Here is a 14,465-nt window from a genome sequence, read left to right as displayed (position 1 = left end):
CGGTTTATGATATAATATATAAACCTTCAAAACCAGAGCCAATATTGCTCTGGCAAATCAGCCACCACTAAAATATTTTCCCAAAACAGATGTAGCAAATTAAGTCGGGAAATGCCGCTCTTAATCAGCAAAATCAAGACCCTTAATCCACATTAGACACAGGTAAGTTTTGGGAAAAACAAATAACTGTTATTTTGACTACAAACTGCTTGAACAAAATGAGATTACATAGCAAATTACAGTTTGTAGCAGGGGCGAAAAATGATGTTAGTTGCTATCACTTTTGCATAAGTACCTTTTTCCTCACGGATACAGTCTCTATGATAGACAAGGATGAGTCTTGTGCATCTAGGGAGAAATAACTGAGGTACAATATCCGGGAGCTAATTAAGAGTGTTCTACTGCTAGATGCGATCGCATCTTTTCATCTGACATCGGAACTTACCCAACTTTTACCTGCTGAGTACAGCTGGTTAGTTGTATATTATCTATCTACCTCAACTCTTAGCGACGAAGAGGAATTCATAGCTAAAGTTCGGTTTTAGGGTAAGCTTTTGATCTTTTCCGAACCGAGTACTTCCAGTATAAAAAAGTTACTCATCTTTTAACTGTTTAGATTGTTTCATTCCAACAGCCTCTGCAAAACGCAATTATTTGTGTTGTTAATCACCCATTGCTTAGTTATCATTTTTCAGTGGCTTTTCCTAGATGAAAGTTGAAAAAATTACATTGAATAAATAGTTAATAATTAATCTTACCGCAGATCTAAACAAATTTCTTCAAAAAAATGGTGCTGAGAGTATTTATTTTTACAGGAACATAGCTGGCATACGTTTTTATGAAAGTAAAAATTGTTAATAGTGAACATAAAATTTTTGATATTTAGTAACGTGAATGACTTGAGATAGTGATACTGCAACATTGTGACAATACTAGTCTTGAGGTCTCAATATTTGACATCTTTCTTGGTATTACTTATATTTTCCATTTAATTTTGAAACACCCGGAAAATAAAATCACAGATATAAATACTTACTGCTTCAGCTACAAGTAAAGTAGGCTGGAAAACGCAAATAATAAAACGTATATCTTTTTGTTTATGTATATTTGGTTGCAAATTTCAGATTAGTTAATCAAAAATTCATACAAGTAAAGATGAGGGGGACATATCAAGTCAAAAGTCAAAAGTCAAAAGTCAAAAGGGGGATGAGGGGGACAAGGAGGACAAGGGGGAAAGATGCCCCATGCCCTGTTTGGCCAATGCCCAATGACTAGTAAACTAAATAAATTGCCCAGATAGCCATTGGGCGCAGGTAGGTGCTAGCGCGAAAAGTACCAGTGGCGGTGATGGCTTCGGGTGTGCGAAATTGTAGACCATTGTCATAAATTTGCTGGACTACAGCTTGTGTCAAGCGCAATGCTTGATCCTTCATTCCCATCTGTACGAGAAAAGCTGCTAATCCAAAGTTGATACCTGTCCAGACTTCTAGTGGGTGTGTAGCTTTGGGGTTCTCTGGTGAACCGTCGCGAAGAACACCGTTTGCAGCACCGAATTGACCATTTTGGAACTTAACAAAGCAAGCATCATAGACAGTTTTCAGGGCAGATAAGGCGCGATCGCTCGCTACAATATCTGGTAATCCCAACAACCGCGCATAAAATTGTCCGCACAACTGATCCGCCATCACCACATCAGAACCACTCTCACTATCTAAGCGATAATATTGACCATTCCAGAGTTTTTCTTCGTAGATGGGGAGAGATTGATTTAACCAAGCTTCATAGGTGGATTTTTGCAGCGCCAAGTTGCTGAGTTCGCCAAGGTTGTTATTGAGTAAAACATCGCTAATAGCGATCGCAGCTTCCAAAGCCGCTAACCACAACCCACCACAATATGCACTAACACCTTGTAACCGCCAATCATCAAAAGTTTGATCCGGCGCACCAGAATTCTCCGGAATTCCATCACCATCTCGATCAAAAGTTTTCAGATAGTCGAGAGTTTGGACGATCGCATTCCAACAATCTGCTAGGAACTGGACATCATCAGCACCCGTAAGCAGAAAATCTCGGTATACTTGCAACACAAAATCACTACCTAAATCCTTCCACAAATTACAGTCTTGGTAGCAGGTGTAGTTAGTTTTCTCCCACACATGTTCATTAGGTGCGCCCAAATCGTGAGGTGTTGCGCCTGCGACTTTGCGGACTGCGGTTGTGGTGTCTGCGCCAATTGTATAGTAATAGCCGATAATTCGTTGGCGATCGTCACTTTGGGGAATCGCCCTTGCAAAAGCCCTGATCACTGATTTTTCCAGTTCGGGAAACAACATCAGCAGGGCGAAAGAACCATATAAGCGTACATCTAAACTTTCATACCAGCGGTAATCTAAGCATTCCAGCACCGCAAATTGACCGATGGGATCGAGTTTGGAGGCTGCACTCCAAAGTGTACCACCACTGGTGAGGTCATAAAGCTCATTAAATAGAGCCATTTTCAACCAACCGGGTAAATCCTCCCGCTCAAGAATGGGTTGTTGCCAACTTTGAATTTGCGATCGCCAATTTTGATATTCTGCTAAAGCCGTAGATGCGATCGCCCAAGCATTATTACCATCTCGCCCAAAAAAATCTGTATATCTGCGGTAATAGTTGATCCCGGCAGCAAATTCTGTTACCGGCAAATCCCAAGCTAATACGAAGGGAATTTCTAGAGATTCCCCTGGTTGCAAAGTAAAACGCAGTGCGATCGCAGTTCCGATTCGTGTATTATCTGCTGCTGGATTAGCATCAACATAATTGGACAAAGAACCATCACCTGCAAAGCTTTGCCACAACTCATCACCAGTACCAACCGGATTCCAGCGCGTGTGATAAAACACTTCCACCTGGGGATGCTTCAACGTCGCAATACACCAGCTACCATCTCCTTCTTGCACAGGTCTATCACGTTCCACTTGGGATAAAATACAACCAACGTATTGCTCATTTTCCACTAATTGATTGTAATTACCTTGACTCTCGCCTAACCGTGGCTGATACTCATAAACTGGACTACCATCATCGCGAATCTTCACCTCAGGCGATTTCGTAGCATTAGTAAACCAACCCACCATATTTTCCCAAGTGAGCATAATGCTCAGAGTAATAGGTGCATTTGTCGGATTATGGGCATTCCAGAGAAATACCGCCACAGGATAACTAGTTTCTTTGTAATTATTTGCCCAAACTGGCGAGAACTGCTCACAAGTCAACTGTGCTTGCAAGACATTTTCGTAGACAAACCAACTCCGGGGATACAGCGCATGATAAGTACCCGTCTGGGAAATCCCCTCAGTTTCTTGACTAGCTGGATACCATCGCCAAGCACTGAGACTACCATCCTCTGGTGCTTGGGTAGATAAAGCGTAAGCCCCAGAAGATGAGCCAAAAGACTCAAACACACTGAATTGACAGGCGGGGATATTCTTAAAAGTATGCTCTCCCCCGTCAACGTGCCATAAATTAAAGTCTCCCCGTGAAGAACGCCCGATACAACCAGCACCAAAGCCACCTAAAGGCATACCATGCCAAGGGCCATCATCAAGATTGCTAGGATAACGGACAGTGTAAGGCTTGTCCCAACCAAGGCCAATGGGACGATTCCAAGTGTAAGAAGGGATTACCGAGGAGAGCAGATTTGTCATCGCCTGATTATACAGCGTGGGGTTACGCTAATGAAGCCTAGCGCGATGAGTAATTTTTCTCAAGTAAAACGCGGTACTCGCTTCAATGTTGTTACTGAGCAATAAAACTCGGTTGACAAGGGAGCTTTCAAGATAGCATTAAATTAAGTGCAAGTTTAATGCATAATCAACTCTATGCTCAACATTAGCCGAGACATTCACTCACTCTCTAGCTTTAAACGCAATACGTTGGAATTCCTACAGCAGATGAAGCAGACAGGAAAACCCGTAGTGCTGACAGTTAATGGTAAAGCGGAACTTGTCGTTCAGGATGCAGAGTCTTATCAAAAACTTTTGGATACGTTAGAAAGATTAGAAGCGATCGCTGGAATTAAGCACGGGCTGGAAGATGTAGAAGCTGGTAAAACTACTACCCTGAGTGAATTTGAGCAAGAAATGCAGCAAAAGTATGGTATTTCCAGTTAGGGTAAGGAACTCCAAAAAATAAATTATCCAACTTGTAGGGGCACGGCATCTACAAACTTTCGGTATTACCAATATTTTATCGGTGCCGTGCCCCTACCCCCGTGGGTATTTTTTAATTGGAAGTCCCTAACTCAAAGTTTTTGTGCTTCATATTCGTCATAGTTCACAAGCGCCACTGATAGGCGAAGAAGTTGACGAAGAAGAAGAATTTTGATGGTTAAAAGCGTAGACATCGTTCTCTGTTAGCAATTGGCATTTTTCATTAGTGTCATTGCAATTAAAATAGTATATGTGGGCACTCTAGATTTAAGCAAAATACTGGAGCTTAATTTGTATGTCCACAGCCCCAATTAGTGCAACACTAGCGCAAAAACAGAGAGATGAAGTGTTGCAAGCGATCGCCACCATTAAAGAAAACCTACCATTTTTGATTGATTTAACTAACGAAGAGCGCAAAGCCTTACCCAAAATGGGAGATAAAAGCCGCGCCTTTGTTAGTAAAGCATTAGAAGTAGCCACACAGAACCCAGAGTTCTTACCGCGATCGTTTGACTTGGAAGAAATGCGCAAAGACGTACAATTATTTGAAGCGTTGTATCCAGTATTGCTGTCCCTATCGCAATTACATGAATTAGTCGATGATACATCTCTAGCAGTGGGTAGCGAAGCCTATGCAGCCGCCTTGCAGGTGTATACTTATGCCAAAGTTAGTGGACAAGGCGGGGGTTTAGAGACAGTAGTTGAGGAAATGGGGCAAAGATTCGCCCGGAAACCTCGGAAAGCCAAGCCCGAAGCAGCAGTATTGTAGAAAATAACTCAGTAGTTGCACTTCAAAGCTGCAACGTTGCAGATAATAACTCGGAACTTCGAGTAAATTACTCGGCGTTCCGAGTTCAGAACACGGAATTTCATGCTTTGAACAGCAACAGCCGAGATCCAAAGGTGAATGATGGTGAGTAAAAAGCGATCGCTCATGCTTTGAACAGCAACATCCGACATCCAAGGGTGAATGATAGTGATTTAAAGGCGAATATTTTCTTTACCATCCCATCTTCACAAACCTGCAACCTCACGCTATCACAAATATCTTGCGTAGGGGCACAACAATGTTGTGCCCTCCGAGAAATATTCAGCACAGCCAACAATTTATTGGCAATTTTCCGTAGATAAATTAGCATTATTCAAATCTAATACGCACCGGGCAAAATAATATTGTTGATCGTTTAGATGCCACACTGGTTGCAGGGCACGGCATTGCCCATTGGTGTCAACTTAAGTTAAAAGGCTTATCCCACAGGCATTTTACCCCACCCCTCAATCCCCTCCCCGTTTACGGGGAGGGGAGGTTTTGCGTCAGCAAAGCCGGGGTGGGGTGACGCGGATCATGATGTTAAGTGAGAGAATTCGCTCATCACGTCTTGGTAAGGGTTTCACGTTAAGTTGACACGTATGGGCATTGCCGTGCCCCTACGAAATGCTATATTTTATGCAATTTTAAAAGGCGTAGGCGTAGCCCGTCGGAGACATCGCTTGCCTAATTAATGGCGTAGCTGAAGATATAAAGCATTAGGTACTGGGATTTTGCTTGATATTGGGAAATTTACACTTCACCTCAATCTCAAAATTACTCTCCGCTGAACCTTCAGTGAGCAAAGGAATACCAGTTTTTCCGCCAATCTTTAAACCAAACTTGAGGGTAACTTCTTCAACTTCAGCCGCACCTAAATTTTTAAACGCACCAATAGCGTATTTAGTATAAGCCCGAATTTGATTGTGAACTTCTTGGATTTTCACCACCGCATCTTCCCGAAAACCCATAGCTTCGCGATCGTCTTCAACTTCTGGTGTAATAATTTCTGGGATGTCTGGTGTATCTTTGGACTCAAACAGGATTGTATAAAATTCTCCGTCTTCTTCAAATACCAAACGTTCAATATTCGACATAAAAACCCCAAATTTTCAGTGTATTTACGTTATATTAGTCTCTAATCGACCGACCAAACATATCTAGATGGCTCGTTACGCCCTTGTTGTTGGCATTACAGATTACAAAACTCCCCTGACTAACCTCAGTAAACCAGCTACAGATGCGGAAGCGGTAGCGCAGGTACTAAAAACGCATGGTGATTTTGAGGATATCAAGCTGCTCAAAGGCAAAGTTACTAAACAGCGGCTGGGTGAAGCTTTGAACATACTGCTGCGACAACAAGCAGTCAACAACGAAGCCCTAATTTACTTTACAGGACATGGAATTACAGTCTCGGATTTAGAGTTAGAGACACAACAGGCGTATCTAGCAACTTCTGATTTAACAATTGTCACGCAAAGCAATCAAATTGTGGAACAAACAGGTGGTATCAGCCTGCTGAATTTGAATGATTTGATTAGAGATTCGCAACTGAGTAGTTTAGTAGTCTTGCTAGATTGCTGTCATAGCGGTAATTTTCTGGAACGCAATCTGATTGAGAGAACACTTACCGCCTTTAGTTCCCAGCGCGACTATTATTTTATTGCTGCTTGCAGAGGCTTTCAGCTAGCCTATGCCAAAAAAAGCGAACAACACAGTATTTTTACCACAGCAATGCTTTCAGGATTATCAGCAGACAACACTAATGATAATGGACAGGTAACAGGCGATCGCCTTTTCGATACAATTGCCACAGAACTCAAAGGTAGCGGACAAGAACCAATTCGCATGGGTTGGGGACGTTCTATTACTCTAGTCACCCACCAGCAGAAAATTGCGGCTCATGCTTTTGAAGTAAAAGATGAATGTCCTTACCAAGGGTTAAAAGCCTTTGAAGCCGAACAAAAAGAATTTTTCTTTGGGCGCAAGCAAGTTGTCAGGGATATTCTCGCCAAGTTAAGCCAAAAGCTTTTTGTCCCCATCATTGGCGCTTCGGGGAGTGGTAAATCTTCTGTAGTGCGGGCGGGTTTAATTCCCGAATTATTAAATAATCGAGACTGGCGAGTTATAGAACCAATCAAACCGGGATTTGAACCTTTAGCAGAATTGAGAACAGCCTTTAAACAATGTTTTAAACAAGCTAATAAACTCAAGCAGTTTCAAACATTGAGTAATAATTACCCAAATAACTTACCGGAAATTATCGAAAATTTCCCAGGTGCAGAGAAATTATTGCTGGTAGTCGATCAATTTGAAGAAGTATTTACAGTTTGTGCAGATAAAGAAGAACGGCAAACATTTATTGAACTGCTGACTCAGGTAGTAGACATTACCGATTCCCGGTTAGCAGTTGTCATTACCATGCGAGCAGATTTTCTCGAACCCTGTTTGCATTATTCCTCTCTGCATCACCTAATTCAAACCCAGGCTGTTTATATACCACCTTTAACCGGAGTTAATTTAAAGGAGATCATCACCGAACCAGCCAAACTTCAGGGTCATAGTGTTGAAGAAGCACTACTATTAAAAATTCTCCAAGATGTCAAACAAGAGCCTGGGTTTTTGCCTCTGTTGGAATTTGCCTTAACTAAACTCTGGGATAAACGCGACCAAGAAAAACATCAACTTACCCTAGAGCAATATGAAAAGTTGGGAGAATTAACTGGGGCGTTAAATCTCCATGTAGAAAAGGTTTATGAATACCAAGATTTTGAGGAAGAATCACCAACTCAAGAACGCACTCAGCAGGAGAAAGAATGGATCAGGCTGATTTTTTTGCGCTTATTGCGGACAGGAGAAGGAGAAAAAGACACCCGACAGCGCCAAGCAAAAGCCACACTATTAAATATTGCAGGTAATGACCCCAATCAACAGCAACAACTCAGTGAATTACTAGATGGGGAAGCGGGATTAGTTAAAGGGCGCTTGTTGGTTACAGGGAAAGATGAAAAGGAAGAAGCTTGGATTGATTTAGCCCATGAAGCCTTAATTGAAGGTTGGCAACAGTTTGCCCAGTGGCGACAACAAGACAGAGATTTGCGGCGGTTAAGCGATAGGTTAGCAGATACTCGGCGGGAGTGGAGGAATAAAGGAGAGAATGACAAATATTTAATGCAAGGCGGATTGCTGGCAGAAGTGAGGAATAGCTGGCAACAGTTGCAGCTTTATTTACAATCGCCCCAAGAAGATGAAGTTTTTTACAAACGCAGTGATGCTTACGAAAAAGACCGCATTACCGAACTAGAAAGGGCGCTTACTGAATCTCAACTACGAGAAAAAGCAGCCAGGGTAGAGAATTTATTACCCTTCCAACCTTTAGAAAGTCTAGTTTTAGCAATTCAAGCTATGGGTGAGAATCATGAGAAACTACCGCAGCAGATTCTTGCCCCAGTTCAGAACAGTTTGAATCGAGTGATGAATAAAGCAAGAGTCTCCATTCCCGTCGGTGGTCATGAGAGTGAAGTCTATGCTGTCGCCATCAGCGCTGATGGGCAGACGATTGTCTCTGGCAGTACTGACGAAACGGTGCGGTTGTGGCATCGCCAAGGTCAGGTTTTGGCTGAACCCTTCCGTGGTCATGAGGGTGGGGTCTATGCTGTTGCCATCAGCGCTGATGGACAGACGATTGTCTCTGGTGGTGCTGACGGCACGGTGCGGTTGTGGAATCGCCAAGGTCAGGTTTTGGCTGAACCTTTCCGTGGTCATGACGATTGGGTCAAAGCTGTCGCCATCAGCGCTGATGGACAGACGATTGTCTCTGGCGGTGCTGACGGCACGGTGCGGTTGTGGAATCGCCAAGGTCAGGTTTTGGCTGAACCCTTCGGTGGTCATGAGGGTGAGGTCTATTCTATCGCCATCAGCAGTGATGGGCAGACGATTGTCTCTGGCAGTACTGACGAAACGGTGCGGTTGTGGAATCGCCAAGGTCAGGTTTTGGCTGAACCCTTCGGTGGTCATCAGGGTGAGGTCTATTCTATCGCCATCAGCAGTGATGGGCAGACAATTGTCTCTGGCGGTGCTGACGAAACGGTGCGGTTGTGGAATCGCCAAGGTCAGCCCTTAGCTGAACCCTTCCGTGGTCATCAGGGTGAGGTCTATTCTATTGCCATCAGCAGTGATGGGCAGACAATTGTCTCTGGCGGTGCTGACGAAACGGTGCGGTTGTGGAATCGCCAAGGTCAGCCCTTAGCTGATCCCTTCGGTGGTCATGAGGGTGAGGTCTATTCTATCGCCATCAGCAGTGATGGGCAGACGATTGTCTCTGGCGGTGCTGAGGGCACAGTGCGGTTGTGGAATCGCCAAGGTCAGCCCTTAGCTGATCCCTTCGGTGGTCATGAGGGTGAGGTCTATTCTATCGCCATCAGCAGTGATGGGCAGACGATTGTCTCTGGCGGTGCTGAGGGCACAGTGCGGTTGTGGAATCGCCAAGGTCAGCCCTTAGCTGATCCCTTCGGTGGTCATGAGGATGCGGTCTATTCTGTCGCCATCAATAGTGATGGGCAGACGATTGTCTCTGGCGGTGCTGAGGGCACAGTGCGGTTGTGGAATCGCCAAGGTCAGCCCTTAGCTGATCCCTTCGGTGGTCATGTGCATGGGGTCTATTCTGTCGCCATCAGCGATGATGGGCAGACGATTGCCAGTGGCGGTGATGACGGCACGGTGCGGTTGTGGAATCGCCAAGGTCAGCCCTTAGCTCAACCCTTCCGTGGTCATGAGCGTTGGGTCTCTGCTGTCGCCATCAGCAGTGATGGTCAAACCATTGTTAGTGGCGGTGAAGACGGCACAGTGCGGTTGTGGCGTGGTGGCTGGCGTGCATGGTTACAAGTCTGTTGCGACAGGTTACGTTACCATCCCATCTTCTCCAACCCGCCAAATGAGGAAGCAAAAGCCGCTTGCGAAGTCTGCCGTAAATATGTTTGGAGCAAAGAACCTGTGTAGTAGCACTACAATGTTGTGCCCTGATGATAGCCTGTACTGATTATCTCCACCATTGACGCTCAGAACCCCAGCTTTTACCTTCAAAACTCGAAACTTCCTGTTCCGAACTCGGAACTTCATGTTCTGAACTCGAAACTTGCTGTTCCGAACTCGAAACTTCGTCTTCCGAACTCGAAACTTCATGCTCAGAACTCAGAACTTCGTGTTCCGAACTCGAAACTTCATGCTCAGAACTGCAACATCCGACATCCAAGGGTGAATTATGGTGATTAAAGTGCGTAGGCGTAGCCCGTCGGAGACATCGCTTATCTTTTGTACACAGAACTTTGTGTTTAGAACTACAACAACCGAGATCGTCACAAACTTGATTATTTTGGGTTGTTACCTCGTTCTAAAGCTTTGGATGCTGGTGGTGGTGGTTCCGACGGCTTTTGAAGTATTTCAATAATTGTAGTAATTACTTCATTGATTTTTTCATCCTTCAGCTTTCCGATATGGCGAATAACATTACTTTTATCCACCGTAGCGATAATGTTAGGGCGAATATAGCAAGGACTTAAGTTGAGTTTACCAACTTTGAAGTCTGGGTCTTCTAACTTAATTCCATAATCTCTGCCTGGTTTACTGGTAATAGGGCAGACTATGATATTGTTACTATCCGATTCTGCTATGACTAAAGCAGGTCGTCTTTTAGTGGCAGATGCATCAGAAAAAGGGAAAGGCACAGAGATAACATCGCCTTTGACAAGGTTTTCTACAGATCTTTCCAAGCTTCGTCTTCCTCTGGATCAAGCCAAACTTTACTTAGTGATGACTCACTCAGTTCGAGAAAATCTTTTATAAGTATTTGTGAATCATCTACATCGCTAACTTGCAAATTCTGAACTGTTTCAAGTGATAGTCCAGTGAGTTTTACTACTAAAGCTAAATCAATTCCCTCTCGCAGCATATTCTGTGCAACTTGGGTCAAACCCTGCTGCCAACCTTGCTCCCATGCTTCGCGTAAACTTTGATTTCTAATTGCTTTTGTCATGCATCACTTCCTCAGCATTCGGAATTAGCTCTCCATTACCGCCTTCACTCACCAATCCAACTCCTCATCGCATTCTTGGATTGGAGTTGCTAATCCTTCTTTGATAGATTCTCCTATTCCAGGTATAGATAGCAAGTAAAGAGTCTCCTGAATTGCAGACCAATCTTTTTCTGCCACCAGAATTGCATTACCACGTTCACCTTGAATGATGACAGGTTTACCTTGTTCTGCAACTTGGTCTATCAACTCTTGTAAATTATGTTGAGCATCGTTGACGGGAAGCGAAGACATCATGCTTTTTTAGCTCACGATAACTTTACTTTAGCAGTAAGAACAAAAAAATATAGGGGTACGCTTTGCATAACGTACCCCCAGAATCATCACTTAATACTCAGCACTAACTCGAAGCATTTTGTAATTCAGCAGTGCGGACTGATAGCTGTTGTATCTGATTACCTCGTTGCACTTTCACCTGCAAAACTTGACCGAGGCGACTATTTTCTACAACATTTTGCAACTGTTCCGCAGTGGTAATTGCTTGTCCATCAATTTGCACAATTACATCCCCGCGTCGGATACCCGCAGATGCAGCTGGGGAGTTGGGTATAACTCGCATCACTAAGACACCGTTAACTTCCGGTATTTGAATCGGAGAATTGGGATCTGTGTTGTTCTGCTTGGCTAGCTGGGGTGTTAAAGATACCATTTGCACGCCTAAATAGGGGTGAGCAACTTTACCATCCCGTTGCAGTTGTTCGGCGATCGCTTTTGCTTTATCAATGGGAATAGCAAATCCAATCCCCATCGCGTCAGCACGAATGGCGGTATTAATCCCAATTACTTCACCAACACCATTTAATAACGGCCCGCCAGAGTTACCAGGGTTAATCGCCGCGTCAGTTTGAATAAACTCCAGGCGTTTATCTGTAATCCCGACTTGGGCGGAAGAACGCTTCAAGGTGCTGACAATGCCCAAAGTAACGGTATTATCAAAACCTAAAGGATTACCAACTGCGATCGCCCAGTCTCCTACTTGTACATTACTAGAAGAACCCAAGGGTGCAACTGGTAAATCATTCCCAGCATTAATTTTAACTACCGCCAAATCTGTAACTTCATCAATGCCTTGAACTTTGCCGTCGAAGGTGCGACCATCTTTAAGTCTAACTGTCACGCGATCGGCTTTATCGACTACGTGGGCATTAGTGAGAACCAGTCCACTCTTGTCAAGAATAAAACCAGAACCAAGACCGCGCAATTGCTCTCTCGATGGCTGTTGCGAGAAACCGTCACCAAAAAATTGCCGAAAAAATGGGTCTTCCAAAAATGGATCGTTGCGACGAGTAATTGTGCGTTCCGTATCAATCCGCACCACTGCTGGCCCCACACGATTGACGGCTGCTGTCACAAAACTGCTGCTACCTATTGTCGCCGCAGTTGGTGATTGACGTTGAGCCAGCAATTGTGGGGGATTGGCTGTTACAGGCTTTGGCGCTGGTTCAGCTTCTGAAGGTAACACCCCCAGAGTGCTAAAAGTTAGCACAACTCCTAGAAATATGGCTAAAACATGGGAACTAAGTTGACGTATAGACAGGCTTACTTTGGCAAATCTCATAATCACAACCTTAATAGGGGCTAGGGGCTAGGGACTAGGGGCTAGGGACTAGGGCGTGTTTTCAAAGTAACTAAGATTACCGGACACAAGGACACAGGGACACGGGGAAAATTCATTTAAAAATATCTCCGCGTCCCCACCTCTCGCACTCTTCTCCTGTCGAAGTTGGGGCTTAGTGTGAACTACCTATAATCAAATTAATTGTATATTTAGCTCAACAGCTATTATGGAGATTCCTCCCTAGCAGGTTCGGATTTCACCCCACAATAAATATTTGTCATTGGTCATTTGTCATTGTCTTCCTCATCTTCTTGTCCCCCGGTTGGTGAGCGTTCGCGTAGCGTCTCGCAGAGAAGTCGAACCACATCCCCCACTCCCCTCTAGGCTAGTATCTTAGTTAGACCAGCAGTTTAAGAACCCATGAACGGATTAAACCGATCGCCTGAAGAATCCTTGACTACATCCCAACAACCAGAACACTCCCACCATCACAGCACAGATCACGAACATCCAGACCACCATTCTGAGCATGGAGACTCGGCTCATCCTCACATACATAGTGAAGAATCTTTACGGCGAATTGTCAATCGGCTTTCACGTATAGAAGGACACATTCGCGGGATTAAGACAATGGTGCAGCAAAATAGCCCTTGTCCTGATGTTTTATTGCAAATAGCCGCAGTTAGGGGTGCATTGGATAAGGTAGCGCGAATTGTGTTAGATGAACATTTAACGGAGTGTATTGCCAGAGCTGCACAAGAGGGTAATATTGATACGGAAATTGAACAACTTAAAGCAGCTTTAGATCGATTTTTGCCTTAGAAAATAGCAGTGAATTTCAAAAATAAGACAAGAGTCCTACATCCCTGGTAATTTATATACATCAGGGTTATTGAGGATGAATAAGAATGTTTCTAGGCAACTATCAATTTAACTACTCTTTAATTAACAATCCCAACAAGCCACTAATTACCTTTTTGCATGGCTTTATGGGTAACATTGATGAATTTGACGAAGCGATCGCACTCCTATCTAATGAATTTTCTTATTTGACTATTGACCTTCCCGGACATGGCAAAACTCAAGTTTTGGGTAGTGATGAATGCTATACAATGGCAAATACTGCTCAGGCTTTAATCAATTTATTGGATGAGTTAAAAATTAAAAAATGCTTTTTAGTTGGCTATTCAATGGGTGGGCGATTAGCTTTATACCTCAACCTGCATTTTCCCGAACGTTTTTTTAAGGTTGTACTAGAATCAGCTTCTCCAGGTTTAGCAACAGAAGCAGAACGATTAAAACGAATTCAACTTGATTATCAAATAGGTAGAGAATTAATCAAAATTCTGGAAACAAGTGATTTTGCAGATTTTCTTTCAAATTGGTATAGTCAGCCAATTTTTGGTAATATCAAAAATCATCCCAAATACGAAGTTCTGCTAGAAAATCGATTGCAAAATTATCCTCTAAAATTGGATAGATCTCTGCGCTATATGGGTACTGGATTTCAGCCTTCTTTGTGGGATAAACTTAAAGAAAATCAAAATCCTTTGCTGTTACTTGTTGGGGAATATGATGAAAAATTTAGCGATATCAATCAAAAAATGGCTGATACTTGTGAAAATGCCCAGCTAAAAGTCATTAAAAATGCTGGGCATAACATTCACTTTGAAAATCCTAGGGAATTTGTCCAAAATATCCGCAGTTTTTTAAAGTAAAGTTCATTGATTTGAACCTCACACCACGCTTATGTGGCTTGATGGAAAGTTTCAACATGAGTGTTGAGTGTTGAGTGTTGACTGTTGACAGCCCTCACAACTC

General features: G+C 43.5%; 13 protein-coding genes. 5 read left to right on the top strand and 8 right to left on the bottom strand.

Features of this window, described 5'->3' with window-relative positions:
- Nucleotides 1–1,271: 1,271 nt before the first annotated feature.
- Entirely contained in the window at nt 1,272–3,686 is a 2,415-nt protein-coding gene (locus AACU32_RS30985; RefSeq protein ID WP_096605480.1) for a GH116 family glycosyl hydrolase, read from the bottom strand.
- A 174-nt stretch (nt 3,687–3,860) separates the two neighbouring features.
- Between AACU32_RS30985 and AACU32_RS30980 the strand changes: the two genes are divergently transcribed.
- Nucleotides 3,861–4,151 (top strand): type II toxin-antitoxin system Phd/YefM family antitoxin, encoded by a 291-nt coding sequence (locus AACU32_RS30980; RefSeq protein WP_096605478.1) that lies wholly within the window; start codon nt 3,861–3,863, stop codon nt 4,149–4,151.
- Nucleotides 4,152–4,485: 334 nt separating this feature from the next.
- Nucleotides 4,486–4,959, top strand: a complete 474-nt coding sequence (locus AACU32_RS30975; protein WP_096605476.1) for a hypothetical protein — start codon at nt 4,486–4,488, stop codon at nt 4,957–4,959.
- 8 nt (nt 4,960–4,967) lie between these two features.
- Here AACU32_RS30975 and AACU32_RS30970 read toward each other — a convergent pair whose 3' ends face one another.
- Nucleotides 4,968–5,150, bottom strand: a complete 183-nt coding sequence (locus tag AACU32_RS30970) for a hypothetical protein (protein ID WP_339378403.1) — start codon at nt 5,148–5,150, stop codon at nt 4,968–4,970.
- A 567-nt stretch (nt 5,151–5,717) separates the two neighbouring features.
- Nucleotides 5,718–6,095, bottom strand: coding sequence for a CU044_2847 family protein (locus AACU32_RS30965; protein WP_096605474.1), 378 nt, complete (start codon nt 6,093–6,095; stop codon nt 5,718–5,720).
- Between the two features lie 67 nt (nt 6,096–6,162).
- Here AACU32_RS30965 and AACU32_RS30960 point away from each other — a divergent pair, with 67 nt between their 5' ends.
- Complete coding sequence (locus AACU32_RS30960; protein WP_096605472.1) at nt 6,163–9,996, top strand: nSTAND1 domain-containing NTPase; 3,834 nt, start codon at nt 6,163–6,165, stop codon at nt 9,994–9,996.
- Nucleotides 9,997–10,036: 40 nt separating this feature from the next.
- On the opposite strand, the gene AACU32_RS30955 is transcribed toward AACU32_RS30960, so the two are convergent.
- From AACU32_RS30955 to AACU32_RS30935, 5 genes are all read right to left on the bottom strand, one after another.
- Nucleotides 10,037–10,249 (bottom strand): hypothetical protein, encoded by a 213-nt coding sequence (locus AACU32_RS30955; protein WP_339378402.1) that lies wholly within the window; start codon nt 10,247–10,249, stop codon nt 10,037–10,039.
- Between the two features lie 115 nt (nt 10,250–10,364).
- Nucleotides 10,365–10,766, bottom strand: a complete 402-nt coding sequence (locus tag AACU32_RS30950; protein WP_096605470.1) for a type II toxin-antitoxin system PemK/MazF family toxin — start codon at nt 10,764–10,766, stop codon at nt 10,365–10,367.
- Complete coding sequence (locus tag AACU32_RS30945; RefSeq protein WP_096605468.1) at nt 10,751–11,029, bottom strand: hypothetical protein; 279 nt, start codon at nt 11,027–11,029, stop codon at nt 10,751–10,753. Before AACU32_RS30945 ends, AACU32_RS30950 begins: the two co-directional genes overlap by 16 nt.
- A gap of 48 nt (nt 11,030–11,077) precedes the next feature.
- Nucleotides 11,078–11,323, bottom strand: a complete 246-nt coding sequence (locus AACU32_RS30940) for a type II toxin-antitoxin system Phd/YefM family antitoxin (RefSeq protein WP_339378401.1) — start codon at nt 11,321–11,323, stop codon at nt 11,078–11,080.
- Between the two features lie 103 nt (nt 11,324–11,426).
- On the bottom strand, nt 11,427–12,644 hold the full coding sequence (locus tag AACU32_RS30935) for an HhoA/HhoB/HtrA family serine endopeptidase (RefSeq protein ID WP_096605464.1): 1,218 nt from the start codon (nt 12,642–12,644) through the stop codon (nt 11,427–11,429).
- Between the two features lie 420 nt (nt 12,645–13,064).
- On the opposite strand from AACU32_RS30935, the gene AACU32_RS30930 reads away from it, so the two are divergent.
- Both AACU32_RS30930 and menH read left to right on the top strand, forming a co-directional pair.
- Nucleotides 13,065–13,466, top strand: a complete 402-nt coding sequence (locus AACU32_RS30930; protein ID WP_096605462.1) for a metal-sensing transcriptional repressor — start codon at nt 13,065–13,067, stop codon at nt 13,464–13,466.
- Between the two features lie 86 nt (nt 13,467–13,552).
- Nucleotides 13,553–14,362, top strand: a complete 810-nt coding sequence (gene menH, locus AACU32_RS30925; RefSeq protein ID WP_096605460.1) for a 2-succinyl-6-hydroxy-2,4-cyclohexadiene-1-carboxylate synthase — start codon at nt 13,553–13,555, stop codon at nt 14,360–14,362.
- The last annotated feature ends 103 nt before the right edge of the window (nt 14,363–14,465 follow it).

Origin of the sequence: Calothrix sp. NIES-2100, assembly GCF_963875285.1 — a bacterium.
GTDB lineage: Bacteria > Cyanobacteriota > Cyanobacteriia > Cyanobacteriales > Nostocaceae > Aulosira.
The sequence above is the reverse complement of the archived record's forward strand: the minus strand, read 5'-3'. Positions and strand labels throughout refer to the sequence as shown.